The following is a 20,120-nucleotide window of genomic DNA, read 5'->3' as shown; positions in this document are numbered from 1 at the left end:
GGATCACAAACAGTGAGCTTTTAATTTGCGGGGCAAAATTAATGTCATAAACTGAACAGGACTAAATTGAACGACTAAAATAAGTTATTCAACATAACATCTAATCCTATAGGGGGAACTAAAGGTGAATATTCTCGGATACGCGCAGAAGTTGGGTAAAGCTCTTATGCTTCCTATCGCGACCTTGCCAATCGCAGGCTTGTTACTGCGCTTGGGCCAGCCAGATGTATTTGACATCGCGTTTATGGCACAAGCAGGTAACTCAATCTTTTCTAACCTTCCATTGTTGTTTGGCTTAGGTATTGCGATCGGCCTATCTAAAGACGGTCAAGGTGCGGCTGGTCTTGCTGGTGCGGTTGCGTACTTTGTGCTCAAAGCTACAGCGGAAACAATTGATCCATCAGTTAACATGTCGTTCTTTGGTGGTATTATCGCTGGTATTATTGCTGGCCACTCTTACAACGCTTTCCATGCTACACGTCTTCCAGAGTGGCTTGCTTTCTTCTCTGGTAAACGTCTAGTTCCGATTATGGCAGGTCTATTCGCTTTAGTTGCTGGCGCTGTTGGCGGTATCGTCTGGCCATCGATCCAAGGTGGTCTGGATGCGCTTGCTCACGGTATCTCAACTTCTGGCGCAATTGGTCAGTTCATCTACGGTACGCTTAACCGTGCACTTATTCCTGTAGGTCTACACCACGTACTGAACTCTTTCTTCTGGTTTGGCATGGGTTCTTGCCAGGAAATCGTAATTGCAGGTGCTTCTGCTGCGGGTCAAGCTCTACCAGCAGTACAGCAGTTGTGTGTTGACCCGGCCCTAGCTAAGACGCTTGTTGCTGGCCAAACTCACACGTTTGAATTCGCTAACTCAGTAACTCCTGAAATCACAGCAACAGTGAAAGAAGTGACTGAAACGGTTAAATCTGGTGACCTACACCGTTTCTTCGGTGGCGATAAGGGTGCTGGTACATTCATGAACGGCTTCTTCCCAATCATGATGTTTGGTCTGCCTGGTGCAGCTCTGGCGATGTACTTTGCTGCTCCTGCTGAAAAACGTCACCAAGTGGGTGGTGCCTTATTCTCAGTGGCATTCTGTTCATTCCTAACAGGTATCACAGAGCCACTAGAATTCATGTTCATGTTCCTAGCGCCTGCGCTTTACGCGATGCACGCAGTGTTTACTGGTCTGTCGCTAGTTGTGACTAACATGCTTGGTACGCTTCACGGCTTTACGTTCTCTGCTGGTTTGATTGACTACGGACTTAACTTCGGCCTGGCGACTAAACCATTACTGCTTGGTGCTGTTGGTCTTGGCTTTGGTGCTCTATACTTCTTCACATTCACATTCGCTATCCGCGCGTTCAACCTGAAATCGCCTGGTCGTGAAGGTGATGAAGAGACAGCAGCTGCACCATCTGGTGAAGCGAAGAGTGGTGACTTGGCTCGCCAATACCTTAAAGCACTTGGCGGTCATGAGAACCTAACTGCAATCGATGCATGTATCACTCGACTACGTCTGACTCTGAAAGATCGTTCAGTAGCTGATGAAAATGTGCTGAAGAAACTGGGTGCGAAAGGTGTTGTGAAACTAGGTGAGAACAACCTTCAAGTTATCCTTGGTCCCCTAGCGGAAATCGTTGCCGGTGAAATGAAAGCAATCGGTGCTAATGAAGACCTTTCGAATGTGAAACTACCATAATCACATTGTACGAATGAATTGGAAAAGACCTCCCTCGGGAGGTCTTTTTTTATATTGTGGTTTCTATTCTGCTGAGGTTTCATGCTAACTCGATAAATATTGCCGATTTAACACGAGTTCTTGTTGTCTAATTGCTTAGAATTGTGGATCATTAGGAGTAATTCACTCTGCAAATCCTTACTTGGGTGCAGAGTTCCGTTTTCTCTGACAATACTAATATTTGAGGTGCTATAGATGAGTGAAGCTGATGCTCGTCCATCAAACTTTATTCGCCAGATCATTGATAAGGATCTAGCGGATGGCAAACACACTAGCGTGCATACTCGATTCCCGCCGGAGCCGAATGGTTACCTGCACATCGGTCATGCTAAGTCTATCTGTTTGAACTTCGGTATTGCTCAGGACTACCAGGGTCAATGTAACTTACGTTTTGATGACACAAACCCTGAAAAAGAAGACATCGAATACGTTGAGTCTATCAAGAAAGATGTAAACTGGTTGGGCTTCGAGTGGAGTGGTGAAGTATGTTACTCATCAAACTACTTCGATAAGCTTTACGAATATGCAATTGAATTGATTAATAAAGGCTTAGCGTACGTAGATGAGCTAAGTCCAGAGCAGATTCGCGAATACCGCGGCACACTAAAAGCGCCAGGGAAACCTAGCCCGTACCGTGATCGCCCTGTAGAAGAAAACCTAGCGTTGTTTGAAAAAATGCGCGCGGGTGAGTTTGAAGAAGGTAAAGCTTGTCTTCGAGCTAAGATTGACATGGGGTCTTCATTCATGGTCATGCGTGACCCGGTAATATACCGTGTCCGCTTCGCAACTCACCATCAGACAGGTGACAAGTGGTGCATTTACCCAATGTACGACTTTACTCACTGTATCTCAGATGCATTAGAAGGTATCACTCACTCAATTTGTACTCTTGAGTTTATGGATAACCGTCGTCTTTACGACTGGGTACTAGACAACATCACCATTGTTTGTCGCCCTCATCAGTATGAGTTCAGTCGCCTAAACTTAGAATACACAGTAATGTCTAAGCGTAAGCTGAACCAACTAGTGACTGAAAAATTGGTAAACGGTTGGGATGATCCTCGTATGCCAACTGTCTCTGGTTTGCGTCGTCGTGGCTTCACACCAGCATCTATTCGTGAGTTCTGTAAACGTATCGGTGTTACAAAACAAGACAACATGATTGAGTTTAGCTCGCTAGAATCTTGTATTCGTGATGATCTGAACGAAAATGCACCGCGTGCAATGGCTGTACTCGACCCTGTGAAAGTGGTTATAGAGAACTTTGAAGAGGGCAAGGTAGAAAGCCTATCTCTTGCTAACCATCCGAATAAACCAGAAATGGGTGAGCGCGAAGTGCCGTTTACTCGTGAAGTTTGGATTGAGCGTGAAGACTTCCGCGAAGAAGCGAACAAGAAGTACAAGCGTTTGGTGCTAGGCAAAGAAGTTCGTCTGCGTGGTGCTTACGTGATCAAAGCTGAGCGTATTGAAAAAGACGCGGAAGGCAACATCACTACGATTTTCTGTACTTACGATGCTGATACACTAGGTAAGAACCCAGCTGATGGCCGTAAGGTCAAAGGTGTGATCCACTGGGTATCAGCGGATAAAGCACTGCCTGCGGAAGTTCGCCTGTACGACCGCTTATTTACAGTACCAAACCCTGCTGCAGCTGAAGACTTTGCTACGACGATTAATCCAGAGTCACTTGTAGTGATCAATGGTTTCGTTGAGCCGAGCTTAGCGTCTGTCGAAGCAGAAAAAGGTTACCAATTTGAGCGCATGGGCTACTTCTGTGCTGATTCGAAAGACTCAAGTTCAGATAACTTAGTGTTCAACCGCACTGTCGGCCTTCGTGATACATGGGCGAAAATTGAAGCTAAATAATTGAACATGAAAATAAAAATGCCAGTCCTAGGACTGGCATTTTTTATATTTGGCAAACAGATAAGCGTTAAAATAAAAGCGCTCATTGAGCACTTTTATTTTTAATTAATGATTATTTCTTTGGCTTGTGTGCGTTTGGATCGTCTTTGCAACTACCATCGCCACATTTACCGTACAGGTAAAGACTATGGTTTGTAAGACTTACGTTGTATTTAGCCGCGATTTCTTTTTGACGTTCTTCGATAAGATCGTCTGAAAACTCAATAACTTCACCACAATCGAGACATACTAGGTGGTCATGGTGATGTTGAGTCGACAGTTCGAAGACTGATTTACCACCTTCGAAGTGGTGACGAGTGACGATACCAGCATCGTCGAATTGGTTGAGTACTCGATAAACGGTTGCTAGACCGATTTCTTCACCTAGATCAATCAACTTTTTGTACAAATCTTCAGCACTGATGTGCTGGCAGTCTGGCTGCTGAAGTACTTCTAGAATTTTTAGCCTTGGAAGGGTTACTTTTAAACCCGCGTCTTTCAGCGCCTGATTATTATCTGACATATACTTTCCCGTTGGATCATCTGCAGCGATTTAACAGAATTCAATATTGATACCATTATAGGCGAATGGCAAAAAACATTAAACCACGAACTTCAAAGGGTTAATATATTCTTTCTTTGTAAATTAGGAATCGGTCAATTATATTAGAGCTCTTACCTGTTACAATTTAGTAACATAAATCGCGTGGAGAGCAAGGATTGCAATGGATAAGCGGATTGCCAAAATTTATAAGCCAGGAATCATTAAATTTGGACTCAATCTTTGGCCCCCATTCTGGGGAGCTGGAATCAAAATCTTACATATTTCTGATGACTTTCGTCTGGTTAAAGTACGTTTGAAGCTGAATTGGTGGAATAAAAACGCCAATCGAACTCAATATGGTGGAAGTATCTTCTCTCTTACTGACCCCATTTATTCGATGATGCTGATCGGGATATTACGGGAGGAATATTATGTCTGGGATAAAGAAGCGAGCATTAACTTTATCAAACCTGGCCATAGTGACTTGTTTGCAGATTTTGAAATCTCACAAGGGATGATGGAAGAGATATTTAAAAAGACACGTAATGGCGATAAATGGTTCCCTGAGTTTATTATTCATGTCAAAGACAGGGACGGGAATGTGGTCTCTGAAGTCAAACGCAAGATGTATGTTCGTAAAAAGCCTCAGTACCGAGAGGAAGAGGCAGTAACGGAAGCCTCGTAACCGTTACATACAAAAAGACCTCCGGGAAAGGAGGTCTTAACTCAGAATCTGTATTAGCCTTCAAGCTCAGCTAAACACATTTCTTCGTAAATCTGTTTTACCCAGTTCTCAACGCGATCATCCGTTAACTCTGGTTGACGGTCTTCATCGATACACAGACCAACGAACTGACTATCGTCACCTTCTACTAGCGCTTTCGATGCTTCGAATTCATAGCCTTCAGTCGATGTATGACCTAGGATAGTGCCGCCTTTTGATTCGACGATGTCACGTACGGTACCCATCGCATCACAGAAGTACTCTGCGTAGTCTTCTTGGTCACCACAACCAAAGATAGCGACTAACTTTGTAGAGAAGTCAATTTGCTCAAGTTCAGGGAAGAAATCATCCCAATCGCATTGCGCTTCACCATAGTACCAAGTTGGGATACCTAGAAGTAGAAGATCAAAATTATCAATGTCTTCTTTGCTGCTTTTCGCGATGTCTTGAACGTGAACTAGTTGCTTACCTAGTTGCTTTTGAATCATCTTTGCAACGGCTTCAGTATTACCTGTGTCGCTACCGAAGAAGATACCTACACTTGCCATAGAGTCTATACCTTTACATTGTTTGTTGTTGGCGATGGTACTAAGGGTTTAGCCTAACCCTGAGCCTTCCCACGTTAGCTGAATTATCCCTTTCGCGATAAAACCAGCGCAGCCTAGAAAAAGGACTAACCATACAATACGACGACCGAAAACAGGTACATTGCCTTGCTTTAGCACATCTTTTATTGCCATCCCGATGAAGAAGAAGATAGCAGCAAAAAGAAGATCGAGCCCGATAGATTCGAGCATATCCATGTAGTCGTAGAGCATTGTAGTCCTTCATGCCGAAAATTATTGCGCGCACTATACCACTGTTAACCAGTAAAGTTAATGCAATACCAGAGCGGTTATCCCAATAATCAAGGGTTGTTGGTGAAATTGTTAACCCGAAATGTATTTCCTGATCACTCGCATAACTTCAGCTGGCTTTTCTGCATGTAGCCAATGGCCTGTGTTGGCGATGATATGTGCTTTGGCCCGCTTAAACTGTCTCTTTACGGCAGGTTGATGCTCCGGCGTTATATAATCTGAGTCACCACCCTTAATAAAGAGGATTGGGATCTCGGTTGGTGTTATCTCTTGCCAGCCGATGATTTCAGCGTAATTCTCCAACAAGCTTTTTACGTTAAAGCGCCATGCCATTGTATCTCCGTCTTTATACAGTGACTTCGAAAGAAACTGCCTCACGCCATCTATCTCCACATGTTGTGCGAGTACGTCCATCGCCTGCTGGCGGCTTGCTGGCTCTTGGGCAATGACGGCTTGAAGACCATTAAACACGTTATCATGACGATTCGTTGTATAGGCAACGGGAGCCATGTCTAATACAACCAGTTGTTTGACAAATTGCGGGGCGATATCGACAAGTTTCATCGCGACTTTACCCCCCATGGAATGCCCGACAATGATTGCTGATTCAATGTTCAAGTGGCGAAGTAACTCGGCAACGTCTTGCGCCATATCGCTGTAAGTGTGGGTATCCGAGTGGAAAGAAAGGCCATGGTTGCGTAGATCAATACTGATCACAGAGTAATCTTGGATAAGATCACGAGCCAAAAGGCCCAGATTACTTAAACTGCCAAACAATCCGTGAATCAAAACAACTGTTTGGCCTTGGCCTTCCTGCTTATAGTTGAGTAATGCTGACATTTTATCTTATTCGTGATGGGTTTAACGTGGAGTATCCGAGAGGATCTCGTTATAATCCCCCAGAGTTTAAACATTGAGAATGTGAAAAGCGAATGAAAACAATTGAGGTTGATGAGGATCTATACCGTTACATTGCTGGTCAAACTAAGCATATCGGTGAAAGTGCCTCGGATATTTTGCGACGCCTTTTAAACCTTGATGGTCAGTTGCAGGCAGCAGAAGCTGCTCCTGTAGTAGAGAAGCCACAAGGGATTGTAGTAAGTAAGGATGCAGGTAAAACTGAGCAGGTTGATACAGTGAAAGCAATGCGTTCACTGTTAATCTCTGATGAGTTTGCAGATCTTAAGAAAGCGATTGATCGCTTCATGTTGGTTCTATCAACATTACATAAATTAAATCCAGAAGGGTTCGCGCAAGCGACAAATGTGAAGGGACGTAAGCGCGTCTACTTTGCGGACAATGAAGAAACCTTGCTGGCTAACGGCAATACAACCAAACCTAAAGCCATTCCAGAAACGCCATTTTGGGTTATCACGAATAACAATACCAGCCGTAAGAGACAGATGGTTGAGCAAGTGATGACGCACATGGGTTTCCAGCCGGACTTAATAGAAAAAGTAACAGGTTCAATATAAGAAACCTGATAGAAGCCTCATAATGTGTAGCATTTAGCGGATATTATGAGGCTTTTTAGTTTGTTATATTTAAAGAAAGGATGTCAAACATGGCTATGCACCCTCGTGCTGGGCAAAAAGCGCAGCAGGAAGATCTTCATAATATTCCGGCGTTAGTTGCTAATTACTTCTTGCTTCAACCTGATGCGACTAACTCAGATCATAAGGTTTTATTCGGTACATCAGGTCACCGTGGTACTGCAGACAAGCATACCTTTAATGAGAATCACATCTTAGCCATTGCACAGGCGGTTGCAGAAGTTCGTGCAGAGCAGGGCACGACAGGGCCACTGTTTGTCGGTAAAGATACCCATGCACTATCAGAACCTGCTTTTTCTAGTGTTATCGAAGTATTGATTGCGAACGGTGTAAAAGTGATCGTTCAGCAAGACAATGGCTATACACCAACCCCTGGTATCTCTCACGCTATTCTGACTTATAACATCAAACACGATGAAAAAGCGGATGGCATTGTGATTACCCCTTCGCACAACCCACCACAAGATGGCGGTATCAAATACAACCCGACTCATGGTGGACCTGCGGAAGCGGAATTGACTCAAGCGATTGAAGACCGCGCGAATGCACTGATTGCAGAAGATCTAAAAGGCGTGAAACGTCTGCCTCTACAAGAAGCAAAATCTTCTGATTTGTTTGTGGAAGTCGACTTAGTAAAACCATACATCGATGATCTGGTTAACGTGATCGATATGGAAGCTATCCAAAAAGCCAATCTAAAAATTGGTGTTGATCCGCTGGGCGGCAGCGGCATCGACTACTGGCGCCAAATTGGCAAAGCTTACAACCTAGATCTTACACTGGTTAGTGAAGCAATTGACCCATCCTTCCAATTTATGTCACTGGATAAAGATGGCGTTGTTCGTATGGACTGTTCTTCTCCTTACGCTATGGCAGGCCTGTTGGCACTGAAAGATGAATATGACCTAGCGTTTGGTAATGATCCAGATTATGACCGCCACGGTATTGTTACACCAAAAGGTTTGATGAATCCAAACCATTATCTGGCTGTATGTATCGACTACTTATACCGCCATCGTGATGCATGGGGTAAAGATGTTGCGGTTGGTAAGACACTGGTATCTAGTGCACTTATCGACCGTGTTGTTGCGGATCTTGGTCGCGAGCTGTGTGAAGTACCCGTTGGTTTTAAATGGTTTGTTGATGGCCTTTACACAGGTCAGTTCGGCTTTGGTGGTGAAGAAAGTGCGGGTGCTTCTTTCCTACGCAAAGATGGCACGCCTTGGTCTACTGACAAAGATGGCATCTTACTTTGCCTTTTAGCTGCTGAGATTACAGCAGTGACCGGTAAGAACCCTCAAGAGTACTATGAAGAGTTAGCGGCTAAACACGGTGAATCTAAGTACAACCGCATCCAAGCGGTCGCGAATGGCCCACAAAAAGATGTACTGAAGAAACTTTCTCCTGAAATGGTTTCAGCAGAAACATTGGCTGGTGATGTAATAACGGCACGACTCACTCATGCTCCTGGAAACGGTGCGGCGATCGGCGGTCTAAAAGTCACGACTGAAAACGGTTGGTTCGCAGCTCGCCCATCTGGTACGGAAGACATCTACAAAATTTACTGTGAGAGCTTCAAGGGTGAAGAACACCTAAAACAAATTGAAGCCGAAGCACAAGAAATTGTTAACCAGGTATTTGCAGCAGCTGGTTTGTAAAACGCGACAATTTTTATAAATGGTAAAGACAAGGGTTGATGTGAACGCATCAGCCCTTTTTCTTTTGGTTTTCTGAGATTAAAGAAACATAACGTTTCAAGCCTCAGCGCTGACTTGGCCAGTGATCCGGCACAATAAACCAGAATTCACCATTCGCAGTTTGTACATGTTCAAATCGGTCAGACGGTTTCTCAATTGGGTGTGAAAAGTCATCCGTGCCCATTGCCCAGCAAGGTTTGCTCAGGTGATAAAGCGGCTTTGGAATCAAGTCCCATTGACTTTGGTAGCACCAATATCCGCTTATTTGAGAGGCATTCAGCTCATAGCCCAAACACTCTGTTGGCGTCGTCTCCGATGAAAACGGATTAATATACAAACGGCCTTGCATCAGCAATCGCTCTTCTGGCGGTGTGTCTAGTGGAAGAATTTGCTGGAATTCAGGCCTTTCACTCATTTTTAATTGATGAGTCAGCATTCTATCCAATTTTTTATGTAGTTGATCATGGGCGTTGGGGCCATACCAAACGCCTTGATGAAGTAGGTAGAACTTAATCGCCACTTCCCAATGCTCCAACAGACCTGACTCCGTATTTTGCAACACTAAATCCACCGCACCAATCGTTCTTCCAGTGTGGTCATTGAGTTGAATCTCCTCTGCGACAACTTGGTATCGTTCGGAATTAGAAAGTACAGCCGTGCACAAATGCTGATATAAAAAGCCCAGTCTTGGATTACCACAATATTGTTCAGATTCGCATAAGGGCGCTACGGATAAATCTTCTAATGTTGCAAACGGTGGGCACAACTGAAAAAGTGGTGGTGATGTTGCGATCCAATCATAAAAGCGTTGCAGTTGATTCATCCCGTTTCCTTTTAACCCTTAGCTTTAGCAATAAAGTGACGACGCAGTATTATTGTAACGAAATTTGCCAACGATGGGGACACGATGTCTGGCATCAGTATCTAGGTTCGATATACACTTTAAACATGCATTAGAAATTGGAAGTGATGATGAATAACTTAAAGCTAGAACAGGTTCTTAACGACAAACTATCACCACAGGTAATTAAAGATTACGCACCTAATGGGTTACAGGTAGAAGGGGTGCCAACGGTGAACCGTATTGTCACTGGTGTGACGGCTTCACAGGCTTTGATCGACAAAGCGGTTGAGCTTAATGCCGATGCATTGCTGGTACATCATGGCTACTTTTGGAAAGGCGAACCAGAGCCAATTCGCGGTATGAAAGGAAAGCGAATCCGTAGTTTAATTAAAAATGATATTAACTTGTACGGTTATCATCTTCCTCTTGATATTCATCCTGAACTTGGCAACAACGCTGAGCTGGCAAAATTGCTGGAAATTGATGTTGAAGGTGGTTTGGAAGGTCACCCGCAGTCGGTCGCGATGTATGGACGTTTGAAAAAACCGATGACAGGTGCTGAATTTGCGAGCAAGATCAACCAAGCACTTGAGAGAGAACCCCTGCATATTGCACCAGAAAATGCAGATAAAATGATTGAAACCGTAGGCTGGTGTACTGGTGGCGGGCAAGATTTTATCGAATTGGCGGTTCAGTACGGGTTAGATGCCTTTATCTCAGGTGAGATATCTGAGCGCACAACATACACCGCGCGAGAGATGGACATTCACTACTTCGCGGCGGGACATCATGCAACAGAGCGTTACGGTATTAAAGCGCTTGGTAAGTGGTTGGCCGATGAATACGGTTTACAAGTCGAGTTTGTGGATATTGATAATCCGGTCTAGCGCAGAACCATAAGCAAAAATAAAAAGGGTTGAGATGTGAATCTCAACCCTTCTTTTCTTTAGCATTTCACTAAGTGATTATTCGCGCTCATGAAGAGGAGAAAATTCACGTTGTGCCTCACCAGTGTAAAGCTGACGAGGACGACCAATGCGGTTTAGTGGATCGCTGTGCATTTCGTTCCAGTGAGCAATCCAGCCAATAGTACGAGAAATCGCGAAGATAACCGTAAACATTGATACAGGGATACCAATCGCTTTAAGAATGATACCTGAGTAGAAATCTACGTTCGGGTACAATTTCTTAGAAACGAAGTACTCATCAGAAAGCGCAATGCGCTCAAGTTCCATTGCTACGTCTAGTAGAGGATCTTGGATGTTTAGCTCTTTTAGAACTTCATGACACGTTTCACGCATTACGGTTGCACGTGGATCGTAGTTCTTGTAAACACGGTGACCGAAGCCCATCAAACGGAATGGGTCATCTTTATCTTTCGCACGGTCTACGTACTCTGGAATGTTATCGACACTGCCGATTTCTTCCAGCATCTTCAGACATGCTTCGTTAGCACCACCGTGCGCTGGGCCCCAAAGAGATGCAATACCAGCGGCAATACATGCAAATGGGTTAGCGCCAGAGGAACCAGCAAGACGTACTGTTGATGTTGACGCGTTTTGCTCGTGATCCGCGTGGAGTGTGAAGATTTTATCCATTGCACGCGCTACGACAGGGTTCACTTCGTACTCTTCACATGGGCTTGCAAACATCATGTGTAGGTAGTTTTCCGCGTAGTTTAAATCGTTGCGTGGGTAGATAAATGGCTGACCGACAGAGTATTTGTAACACATTGCCGCCAGTGTTGGCATTTTCGAAATCAGACGGTACGCCGTAATTTCACGGTGTTCGTCGTTATTCACATCGAGCGAATCGTGGTAGAAGGCTGCTAATGCACCGACTACGCCACACATTACCGCCATCGGGTGAGCATCACGTCGGAAGCCGTGGAAGAAGCTTGCGATTTGCTCATGTACCATAGTATGACGAGTAACAGTTTTCTTGAATTGCTCGTATTGGTCTCGGGTAGGGGCTTCACCATAAAGAAGGATGTAACATACTTCTAGGTAATCTGCGTTATTGGCTAATTGATCAATCGGAAAACCGCGGTGCAAAAGAATACCTTTGCCGCCATCGATGTACGTGATTGATGATTCACAGGATGCAGTGGCAAGAAAACCAGGGTCAAAAGTAAAGTAACCATTGGCTCCTAGTTTACGAACGTCAATTACAGGGGTACCTAACGTGCCATCCATAATTGGCAGTTCGATTGGCGCTTTACCTTCAACATGAAGGGTCGCTTTCTTATCCGCCATAACAATCTCCTTTGTTTATTATTTAATCCGTCCAGGATGTTTGTGTGCCATGTTTTTACTGTTGTTAAGGCATAAAGTCAATTTTTCTACATCTTTGTGTGCACTTGTTATGATTTTTTCTTTGGAAATCGTTAAAAATCTGTTCTATGTAGCATAATTTGTTACACCAATTGTATTAGAATGTTGCTCGCCGTATATTGGCAAAGAAAATTTTAGTTAAATCCTTATAAATACGGGGCTATAACAAAGTGTGAGGTTTGGTGATGGCTCCCGGTGTTAACAACTTGTTTACAATATTCTCGGTAATTATCGGTTCTATCTGTTAAATAAATGTTAACTTTTGTACATTTGGACGCTGAAATTGGTTATAACAATAAATGCTCAATGGAGCTGAGTGAGCAAGCCCGTGAAAGAAAGAAAGTCAAGACCTGTTAATTTAGATTTACAGACCATCCACTTTCCTATCACAGCAATCGCATCCATCCTGCACCGTGTGTCCGGGGTAATTACGTTTGTTGCGGTGGGTATACTACTTTGGTTACTGTCCATTTCTCTGTCATCCCCAATGGGTTTTATGGAAGCCGCCGATATCGTCGATAGCTTCTTCGTAAAATTCATCCTATGGGGAATTTTAACTGCACTTGCGTACCACATTGCTGGTGGTATCCGTCACCTGATGATGGATCTAGGCTATTTTGAAGAGCTAGATTCAGGCACGATGAGCGCGAAAGTTGCTTTTGGTGCTACTGCAGTATTGTCACTATTGGCGGGGATAATGGTATGGTAAAACACGTCTCTTCATTTGGTCGTAACGGCGTACACGATTTCCTACTGATTCGTGCTACTGCCATCATTATGACTCTATATACGATTTATCTGGTTAGCTTCTGCGCATTCTCAGATATCTCTTACGCATCTTGGACCCAATTCTTTGGTGGCAATTTCACCAAAGTATTCACCATGTTGGCTCTTGTTTCGGTACTGATTCACGCTTGGGTTGGTATGTGGCAAGTATTCACCGACTATATTAAGTGCGCGAAACTTCGTGGCGCATTGCAACTTGGTGTTATTGCCGTTTTATTCGGCTATGTCTTCTCTGGTCTATTTATTTTGTGGGGTGCGTAAGTGTCTATTCCAGTTCGTGAGTTTGACGCCGTAGTAATCGGCGCTGGTGGTGCAGGTATGCGCGCTGCACTACAAATTTCAGAGCAAGGCCTTTCATGTGCTTTGCTATCTAAAGTATTCCCAACTCGTTCTCATACAGTATCTGCGCAGGGTGGTATCACCGTTGCTCTAGGTAACTCGCATAAGGATGATTGGCAGTGGCACATGTACGATACCGTAAAAGGTTCGGACTACATTGGTGACCAAAACGCTATCGAGTACATGTGTAAAAATGGACCTGAGTCTGTTATCGAACTAGAAAAAATGGGTCTTCCATTCTCTCGTTTTGATAATGGCAGTATTTATCAACGTCCATTTGGCGGTCAGTCAAAAGAATTTGGTGGTGAGCAGGCTGCACGTACAGCAGCAGCGGCAGACCGTACCGGTCACGCGCTTCTACACACGCTTTACCAGCAAAACGTTAAACACAAAACAACCATTTTCTCTGAGTGGTATGCGTTAGATTTGGTGAAAAACCAAGACGGCGCGATCATGGGGTGTACTGCGATTTGTATGGAAACAGGTGAAATCTGTTACTTCAAATCAAAAGCAACTATCCTGGCTACTGGTGGTGCAGGTCGTATCTACGCTTCGACAACGAACGCACACATTAACACTGGTGATGGTGTTGGCATGGCACTACGAGCTGGCGTTCAAATGCAAGACATGGAAATGTGGCAGTTCCACCCAACGGGTATTGCTGGCGCAGGTGTTCTTGTAACAGAAGGTTGTCGTGGTGAGGGTGGTTACCTTCTAAATAAAGATGGCGAACGCTTCATGGAACGTTACGCACCAAACGCAAAAGACCTTGCTGGTCGTGACGTTGTGGCTCGTTCAATGATGATCGAAATCCGCGAAGGCCGCGGTTGCGACGGCCCTTGGGGTCCACACATCAAGCTGAAACTTGATCATTTAGGTAAAGACGTACTTGAATCTCGTCTACCAGGCATCTGTGAGCTATCTCGCACATTCGCACACGTTGATCCAGTGAAAGAACCAATTCCAGTTATCCCAACCTGTCACTACATGATGGGTGGTGTTCCAACTCAGGTTTCTGGTCAGGCAATTACACAGAAGGCTGACGGCAGCGAAGCGGAAGTTCAAGGTCTATTCGCTTGTGGTGAAATCGCTTCTGTATCGGTTCACGGTGCAAACCGTCTAGGTGGTAACTCACTACTAGACTTGGTTGTATTCGGCCGTGCGACAGGTCTTCACCTAGGTGAAACACTCGCAGCACAAGTTGAAGCTCGTCCTGCAACTGAATCTGACATCGAAGCTTCTCTGGCGCGCACGATGCGTTGGGAAAACAGCACAGGTGGCGAAGACCCAGTACAAATCCGTAAAGATCTGCAAAGCTGCATGCAAAATAGCTTCTCGGTATTCCGTGAAGGTGATGCGATGGCAACAGGTCTGGAAGAGCTTAAAGTTATCCGTGAACGTCTAAAAGATGCTCACCTAGCGGACAAGTCTTCAGAGTTCAACACTCAGCGTATTGAGTGTCTGGAACTAGATAACTTAATGGAAACAGCATTCTCAACAGCAGTTGCTGCGAACTACCGTACGGAAAGCCGCGGTGCACACGCCCGCTTTGACTTCCCTGAGCGTGATGATGAGAACTGGCTGTGCCACTCAATCTACAATCCGGAAACAGAAGCGATGACTAAGCGTGATGTTAACATGACGCCTGTACACCGTGACGCGTTCCCGCCGAAAGTACGTACATACTAAGGGAGGATATGACTATGAAACTGAACTTCTCTTTGTACCGTTACAACCCGGACGTAGACACTAAGCCTTACATGAAAGAGTACACGCTCGAAGTTGATGAAGGCTCAGACATGATGGTTTTGGATGCGCTAATTTTGCTTAAAGAGCAAGATCCAAGCATCGCATTCCGTCGTTCATGTCGTGAAGGTGTGTGTGGCTCTGACGGTCTGAACATGAACGGTAAAAACGGCTTGGCATGTATAACACCTTTGTCTGCACTTCAAGGCGATAAGATCGTAATTCGTCCTTTACCAGGTCTACCTGTGGTACGTGATCTTATTGTTGACATGACGCAGTTCTATGATAACTATGCGAAAGTTAAGCCATTCTTAATCGATGATGGTGCATTGCCACCATCGCGTGAGAATCTGCAGTCACCAGATGACCGTGCGCATCTAGATGGTTTGTACGAATGTATCATGTGTGCATGTTGTACAACTTCTTGTCCGTCATTCTGGTGGAATCCGGACAAATTTATTGGTCCTGCAGGCCTACTAGCGGCTTACCGCTGGTTAATTGATAGCCGTGATACAGCGACAGATGAACGTTTGTCAGATCTTGATGACGCATTTAGCGTTTTTCGTTGCCACGGCATCATGAATTGTGTAAGTGTTTGTCCTAAAGGACTTAACCCGACGAAAGCTATCGGCCACATTAAGTCGATGCTGGTAAATCGCTCGGTGTAATTGACTCGTAAATGATACAGTTGCAGTGTTGTGTAAAGAAAACCCCGTCACTTCGCTGCAACTGCATAACTCGAGTAGAAGAATATCAAAATTGCCGATTATTTGAGTCGGCTATTTATAGCTCGGCGTAGACCGAAGCAAACGTGAAAACTACTGGTTAAGGGAAAATATGCACAACGGCGTGATGAAGGCATGGCTCGAGTCTTCACACTTGGCTGGCGCCAATGCAACGTACGTAGAGGAACTCTACGAACTGTATCTAAGTGATCCCGATCTGGTAAGTGAGGAGTGGAAACGTGTTTTTGACGGCTTGCCTAAGCCATCAAAAGAAGTGGCAGAACAGCCGCACTCACGTGTCCGTGACTACTTCCGACGACTCGCTCAAGAAACAAAGCATTACAATGTCCAAGTTAGTGACCCTGATGTCGATGCAAAACAAGTAAAAGTTCTACAGCTAATCAACGCATACCGTTTCCGCGGACACGAAGCTGCAGAATTAGATCCATTAGGTCTATGGCAACGTGCAACCGTTGCTGAGCTAGACCCTGCATTTCATAATCTTACCGAAGAAGATTTCGAAGAAACTTTCAACGTAGGTTCTTTTGCTGTTGGGCAAGAAACCATGAAGTTGAGAGACATTTACGAAGCCCTCAAAAAAACATACTGTGGTTCCATCGGTGCTGAATACATGCACATGACTGACACAGAGCAAAAGCGTTGGATTCAACAACGTCTTGAGTCTGTCGTAGGCCAGCCATCATTCAACAACGATGAGAAACGTACTTTCCTAGAAGAGCTGACAGCAGCGGAAGGCCTTGAACGTTACTTAGGCGCAAAATTCCCTGGTGCAAAACGCTTCTCTCTAGAGGGTGGTGACGCGCTTATCCCGATGACCAAAGAATTGATTCGTCATGCTGGCTCAAGTGGTATGCGTGAAGTGGTTATTGGTATGGCACACCGTGGTCGTTTGAACATGTTGGTGAACGTACTCGGTAAAAAGCCACAAGATCTGTTCGACGAATTTGCAGGCAAGCATGATGAAACGTGGGGAACGGGTGACGTTAAATATCACCAAGGTTTCTCTGCCGACTTCGCGACTCCGGGTGGCGACGTTCACTTAGCACTAGCATTTAACCCATCGCACTTAGAAATCGTAAACCCAGTGGTTATCGGATCTGTGCGCGCTCGTCAAGACCGTTTAGGTGATAAAGAAGGAAGTAAAGTTCTTCCTATCACTATTCACGGTGACTCAGCAGTTGCTGGTCAGGGCGTGGTTGCGGAAACATTCAACATGTCTCTGTCCCGTGGTTTCTGTGTTGGTGGTACGGTTCGCGTTGTTGTTAACAACCAAGTAGGCTTCACGACATCTAATCCACGTGATACTCGCTCGACCATGTACTGTACTGATATCGCTAAGATGGTACAGGCACCGATTTTCCACGTTAATGCCGATGATCCAGAAGCAGTTGCGTTTGTTACGCGTATCGCATTGGATTACCGCAACGAGTTTAAACGTGATGTTGTAATTGACTTGGTATGTTACCGCCGTCATGGCCACAACGAGGCAGATGAGCCAAATGCAACTCAGCCTTTGATGTACCAAAAAATCAAGAAACACCCAACACCACGTAAGCTTTACGCTGATGTTCTGATCGATAAAAATGAATCAGATATTGAAACTGCAACTCAGTTAGTCAATGAATACCGTGACGCGCTGGACCGCGGTGAAGTTGTGGTGAAAGAGTGGCGTCCAATGGCATTGCACTCGGTTGACTGGTCTCCTTATTTAGGCCACGAGTGGGACATGCAGTGGGAATCTCAATACGACAAGCAACGTCTGGTTGAGCTTGGTACCCGTCTATGTCAGTACCCAGAAAGTCATAAGCTACAAAGTCGTGTAAACAAACTTTACAACGACCGTCTGGCAATGATGACTGGTGAAAAAGCAATTGACTGGGGTATGGCAGAAACACTGGCTTACGCAACATTGGTTGACGATGGTAAGCGTATCCGTATTTCTGGACAGGACTCGGGTCGTGGTACTTTCTTCCACCGTCACTCGGTTCTTCACAACCAAACAGATGCAAGCACGTACATTCCGTTAGCAAACGTTCATGATAAGCAAGGCCCTTTCCAGGTATTCGACTCTGTATTGTCAGAAGAAGCGGTATTGGCGTTTGAATACGGTTACGCAACAGCAGAGCCTGGCGGCTTAACGATTTGGGAAGCACAGTTTGGTGATTTTGCTAACGGCGCTCAAGTGGTTATCGACCAATTTATTTCTTCTGGTGAACAGAAGTGGGCTCGTTTATGTGGCTTAACTATGCTGCTGCCACATGGTTATGAAGGTCAGGGACCAGAGCACTCATCTGCGCGTCTAGAGCGTTACCTACAATTGTGTGCAGAGCAAAATATGCAGGTGGTTGTTCCTTCAACTCCAGCGCAGGTTTACCACATGATTCGACGTCAGGTTGTACGTCCAATGCGTCGACCACTGATTGTGATGTCTCCAAAATCATTGCTTCGTCATCCACTTTGTACGTCTACTATCGAAGATCTTGCAGAAGGTACTTTCCAGGCGGCTATTCCAGAAATCGATAATTTGGAACCAAGCAAAGTGAAACGTGTTGTGTTCTGTTCTGGTAAGGTTTATTTCGACCTACTTGAACAGCGTCGCAACAACGAGCAAGAAGACGTTGCAATTGTGCGTATTGAACAGCTGTACCCATTCCCAATGGAAGAAGTGCAAGCAGCGATTGCTCAATACACAAACGTTGAAGACTTTGTGTGGTGTCAGGAAGAGCCTCAGAACCAAGGTGCTTGGTACTGTAGTCAACATAACTTCCGTGCCGCTATTCCTGCAGGTGCAGATCTTAAATACGCAGGTCGCCCAGCTTCTGCTTCGCCAGCAGTTGGCTACATGTCGGTGCACTTGAAACAACAAAAAGCGTTGGTTGAAGACGCTCTGAACGTGAACTCAAAAACTTCGAATTAAGAACTAGAAGTTAAAGGAAGAAACAGATATGACAATTGAAATTCTGGTTCCAGATTTACCTGAATCAGTTGCAGATGCAACCGTTGCGACATGGCACAAACAACCAGGCGACACTATCGAGCGTGATGAAGTACTGGTTGATATCGAAACAGATAAAGTAGTGCTAGAAGTGCCAGCTCCGGAAGCTGGTGTTTTAGAAGCTATTGTTGAAGGCGAAGGTGCGACGGTACTTTCAAAGCAGCTGATTGCTAAATTGAAGCCTGGTGCAGTAGCGGGTGAGCCAACCACAGATAAAACGGAAGGTACACAAGCATCTCCAGATAAGCGTCACAAAGCGGCACTTACTGAAGAGAGCAACGATGCGCTAAGTCCAGCAGTTCGTCGACTACTGGCTGAACACAACCTAGAAGCAGGCCAAGTAAAAGGCACTGGTGTTGGCGGTCGTATCACTCGAGAAGATATTGAAGCGCACCTAGCAAACGCAAAAGCTGCAACAAAAGCTGAAGCGCCAATCGTTGAAGCACCTGCAGCGGCACGTAGTGAGAAACGCGTACCGATGACTCGCCTACGTAAGACTGTTGCAAACCGTCTGCTAGAGGCGAAAAACAGCACAGCGATGCTAACGACGTTTAACGAAGTCAACATGAAGCCAATCATGGATCTTCGTAAGCAGTACAAAGACCAGTTCGAAGAGCGTCACGGTACACGTTTAGGCTTTATGTCTTTCTATGTGAAAGCTGTAACAGAAGCGCTAAAACGTTACCCAGAAGTAAACGCGTCTATCGATGGTGATGAGATCGTTTACCACAACTACTTCGACATCAGTATGGCGGTATCTACGCCACGTGGTCTGGTAACTCCAGTACTGAAAGACTGTGACACACTGGGTTTTGCTGATATCGAAAAAGGTATCAAAGAGCTAGCGATTAAAGGTCGTGACGGTAAATTAACAGTAGATGAGTTAATGGGCGGTAACTTCACTATCACTAACGGTGGTGTGTTCGGTTCACTAATGTCTACACCTATCATCAACCCACCGCAATCGGCGATTCTTGGTATGCACAAAATCCAAGAGCGCCCAATGGCTGTGGACGGCAAGGTTGAAATCCTGCCAATGATGTACCTAGCGCTATCTTACGATCACCGTTTAATCGATGGTCGTGAGTCTGTTGGCTTCCTAGTAACCATTAAAGAGTTACTAGAAGATCCAGCACGTCTCCTATTAGACGTTTAATATCGCTAAAACGTCTAGTTGCCTTTGGCGGCTAGACGTTAAAAATTTCAATGGCTAGACTAGCTCGACGTCTGGCCTTCATCTGAATCACTTAGTGATTGATTTGAGAAGACCCTACAGACGTACAAGCAGCCAAGACTGCGGCGTTATGGAAATAATA

General features: G+C 45.0%; 18 protein-coding genes. 12 read left to right on the top strand and 6 right to left on the bottom strand.

Annotated features, from left to right (window positions below; genetic code table 11):
* Positions 1 to 124 precede the first annotated feature (124 nt).
* Both nagE and glnS read left to right on the top strand, forming a co-directional pair.
* A complete protein-coding gene (gene nagE / locus L3V31_RS12960) occupies positions 125 to 1,696 on the top strand; it encodes an N-acetylglucosamine-specific PTS transporter subunit IIBC (protein ID WP_237316435.1) in 1,572 nt (523 codons plus the stop codon).
* Positions 1,697 to 1,930: 234 nt separating this feature from the next.
* Positions 1,931 to 3,601, top strand: coding sequence for a glutamine--tRNA ligase (gene glnS / locus L3V31_RS12955; RefSeq protein WP_237316434.1), 1,671 nt, complete (start codon positions 1,931 to 1,933; stop codon positions 3,599 to 3,601).
* Positions 3,602 to 3,713: 112 nt separating this feature from the next.
* On the opposite strand, the gene fcrX is transcribed toward glnS, so the two are convergent.
* Complete coding sequence (gene fcrX / locus L3V31_RS12950; protein WP_237316433.1) at positions 3,714 to 4,163, bottom strand: ferric iron uptake transcriptional regulator FcrX; 450 nt, start codon at positions 4,161 to 4,163, stop codon at positions 3,714 to 3,716.
* 202 nt (positions 4,164 to 4,365) lie between these two features.
* Between fcrX and L3V31_RS12945 the strand changes: the two genes are divergently transcribed.
* A complete protein-coding gene (locus L3V31_RS12945; protein ID WP_237316432.1) occupies positions 4,366 to 4,869 on the top strand; it encodes a DUF4442 domain-containing protein in 504 nt (167 codons plus the stop codon).
* A gap of 53 nt (positions 4,870 to 4,922) precedes the next feature.
* On the opposite strand, the gene fldA is transcribed toward L3V31_RS12945, so the two are convergent.
* The 3 genes from fldA to L3V31_RS12930 form a co-directional block, all read right to left on the bottom strand.
* Positions 4,923 to 5,456 carry a flavodoxin FldA gene (gene fldA, locus L3V31_RS12940; RefSeq protein ID WP_237316431.1) on the bottom strand — a complete coding sequence of 178 codons (534 nt, stop codon included), beginning with the start codon at positions 5,454 to 5,456 and terminating at the stop codon, positions 4,923 to 4,925.
* Between the two features lie 48 nt (positions 5,457 to 5,504).
* Positions 5,505 to 5,726 carry a DUF2788 domain-containing protein gene (locus L3V31_RS12935; protein ID WP_005461613.1) on the bottom strand — a complete coding sequence of 74 codons (222 nt, stop codon included), beginning with the start codon at positions 5,724 to 5,726 and terminating at the stop codon, positions 5,505 to 5,507.
* 111 nt (positions 5,727 to 5,837) lie between these two features.
* A complete protein-coding gene (locus L3V31_RS12930; protein ID WP_237316430.1) occupies positions 5,838 to 6,605 on the bottom strand; it encodes an alpha/beta fold hydrolase in 768 nt (255 codons plus the stop codon).
* Positions 6,606 to 6,697: 92 nt separating this feature from the next.
* On the opposite strand from L3V31_RS12930, the gene seqA reads away from it, so the two are divergent.
* Positions 6,698 to 7,240 (top strand): replication initiation negative regulator SeqA, encoded by a 543-nt coding sequence (gene seqA, locus L3V31_RS12925; RefSeq protein WP_237316429.1) that lies wholly within the window; start codon positions 6,698 to 6,700, stop codon positions 7,238 to 7,240.
* Between the two features lie 89 nt (positions 7,241 to 7,329).
* Positions 7,330 to 8,976, top strand: coding sequence for a phosphoglucomutase (alpha-D-glucose-1,6-bisphosphate-dependent) (gene pgm, locus L3V31_RS12920; RefSeq protein ID WP_237316428.1), 1,647 nt, complete (start codon positions 7,330 to 7,332; stop codon positions 8,974 to 8,976).
* 103 nt (positions 8,977 to 9,079) lie between these two features.
* Here the strand turns inward: pgm and L3V31_RS12915 are convergent, their stop codons facing one another.
* Positions 9,080 to 9,838, bottom strand: a complete 759-nt coding sequence (locus L3V31_RS12915; RefSeq protein ID WP_237316427.1) for a DUF1853 family protein — start codon at positions 9,836 to 9,838, stop codon at positions 9,080 to 9,082.
* A gap of 149 nt (positions 9,839 to 9,987) precedes the next feature.
* Between L3V31_RS12915 and L3V31_RS12910 the strand changes: the two genes are divergently transcribed.
* A complete protein-coding gene (locus L3V31_RS12910; protein ID WP_237316426.1) occupies positions 9,988 to 10,746 on the top strand; it encodes a Nif3-like dinuclear metal center hexameric protein in 759 nt (252 codons plus the stop codon).
* Positions 10,747 to 10,824: 78 nt separating this feature from the next.
* On the opposite strand, the gene L3V31_RS12905 is transcribed toward L3V31_RS12910, so the two are convergent.
* Entirely contained in the window at positions 10,825 to 12,114 is a 1,290-nt protein-coding gene (locus L3V31_RS12905; RefSeq protein WP_237316425.1) for a citrate synthase, read from the bottom strand.
* A 394-nt stretch (positions 12,115 to 12,508) separates the two neighbouring features.
* Here L3V31_RS12905 and sdhC point away from each other — a divergent pair, with 394 nt between their 5' ends.
* The 6 genes from sdhC (at position 12,509) to odhB (ending at position 19,960) form a co-directional block, all read left to right on the top strand.
* Positions 12,509 to 12,901, top strand: coding sequence for a succinate dehydrogenase cytochrome b556 subunit (sdhC, locus tag L3V31_RS12900; protein ID WP_237316424.1), 393 nt, complete (start codon positions 12,509 to 12,511; stop codon positions 12,899 to 12,901).
* Positions 12,895 to 13,239 carry a succinate dehydrogenase, hydrophobic membrane anchor protein gene (gene sdhD / locus L3V31_RS12895; RefSeq protein WP_237316423.1) on the top strand — a complete coding sequence of 115 codons (345 nt, stop codon included), beginning with the start codon at positions 12,895 to 12,897 and terminating at the stop codon, positions 13,237 to 13,239. Before sdhC ends, sdhD begins: the two co-directional genes overlap by 7 nt.
* The gene (sdhA, locus tag L3V31_RS12890; RefSeq protein ID WP_237316422.1) at positions 13,240 to 15,006 is read left to right on the top strand and encodes a succinate dehydrogenase flavoprotein subunit; all 1,767 of its coding nucleotides are present in this window, start codon (positions 13,240 to 13,242) and stop codon (positions 15,004 to 15,006) included. It begins immediately after the preceding gene.
* Between the two features lie 14 nt (positions 15,007 to 15,020).
* Complete coding sequence (locus L3V31_RS12885; RefSeq protein WP_005382174.1) at positions 15,021 to 15,731, top strand: succinate dehydrogenase iron-sulfur subunit; 711 nt, start codon at positions 15,021 to 15,023, stop codon at positions 15,729 to 15,731.
* A 169-nt stretch (positions 15,732 to 15,900) separates the two neighbouring features.
* Positions 15,901 to 18,726: a 2-oxoglutarate dehydrogenase E1 component gene (sucA, locus tag L3V31_RS12880; RefSeq protein WP_237316421.1), complete on the top strand. Its 2,826-nt coding sequence runs from the start codon at positions 15,901 to 15,903 to the stop codon at positions 18,724 to 18,726.
* Between the two features lie 28 nt (positions 18,727 to 18,754).
* Positions 18,755 to 19,960, top strand: a complete 1,206-nt coding sequence (gene odhB / locus L3V31_RS12875) for a 2-oxoglutarate dehydrogenase complex dihydrolipoyllysine-residue succinyltransferase (RefSeq protein ID WP_237316420.1) — start codon at positions 18,755 to 18,757, stop codon at positions 19,958 to 19,960.
* The last annotated feature ends 160 nt before the right edge of the window (positions 19,961 to 20,120 follow it).

Origin of the sequence: Vibrio sp. J1-1 (assembly GCF_021728395.1) — a bacterium.
GTDB lineage: Bacteria > Pseudomonadota > Gammaproteobacteria > Enterobacterales > Vibrionaceae > Vibrio.
The sequence above is the reverse complement of the archived record's forward strand: the minus strand, read 5'-3'. Positions and strand labels throughout refer to the sequence as shown.

Bases quoted from the DNA above. Each gene is read 5' to 3' on its own strand.
- glnS (WP_237316434.1), top strand. From the start codon at position 1,931: ATGAGTGAAGCTGATGCTCGTCCATCAAACTTTATTCGCCAGATCATT.
- L3V31_RS12915 (WP_237316427.1), bottom strand. From the start codon at position 9,838: ATGAATCAACTGCAACGCTTTTATGATTGGATCGCAACATCACCACCA.
- odhB (WP_237316420.1), top strand. From the start codon at position 18,755: ATGACAATTGAAATTCTGGTTCCAGATTTACCTGAATCAGTTGCAGAT.
- pgm (WP_237316428.1), top strand. From the start codon at position 7,330: ATGGCTATGCACCCTCGTGCTGGGCAAAAAGCGCAGCAGGAAGATCTT.
- fcrX (WP_237316433.1), bottom strand. From the start codon at position 4,163: ATGTCAGATAATAATCAGGCGCTGAAAGACGCGGGTTTAAAAGTAACC.
- fldA (WP_237316431.1), bottom strand. From the start codon at position 5,456: ATGGCAAGTGTAGGTATCTTCTTCGGTAGCGACACAGGTAATACTGAA.
- L3V31_RS12930 (WP_237316430.1), bottom strand. From the start codon at position 6,605: ATGTCAGCATTACTCAACTATAAGCAGGAAGGCCAAGGCCAAACAGTT.
- L3V31_RS12945 (WP_237316432.1), top strand. From the start codon at position 4,366: ATGGATAAGCGGATTGCCAAAATTTATAAGCCAGGAATCATTAAATTT.
- seqA (WP_237316429.1), top strand. From the start codon at position 6,698: ATGAAAACAATTGAGGTTGATGAGGATCTATACCGTTACATTGCTGGT.
- L3V31_RS12910 (WP_237316426.1), top strand. From the start codon at position 9,988: ATGAATAACTTAAAGCTAGAACAGGTTCTTAACGACAAACTATCACCA.
- L3V31_RS12905 (WP_237316425.1), bottom strand. From the start codon at position 12,114: ATGGCGGATAAGAAAGCGACCCTTCATGTTGAAGGTAAAGCGCCAATC.
- L3V31_RS12885 (WP_005382174.1), top strand. From the start codon at position 15,021: ATGAAACTGAACTTCTCTTTGTACCGTTACAACCCGGACGTAGACACT.
- sucA (WP_237316421.1), top strand. From the start codon at position 15,901: ATGCACAACGGCGTGATGAAGGCATGGCTCGAGTCTTCACACTTGGCT.
- sdhD (WP_237316423.1), top strand. From the start codon at position 12,895: ATGGTAAAACACGTCTCTTCATTTGGTCGTAACGGCGTACACGATTTC.
- L3V31_RS12935 (WP_005461613.1), bottom strand. From the start codon at position 5,726: ATGCTCTACGACTACATGGATATGCTCGAATCTATCGGGCTCGATCTT.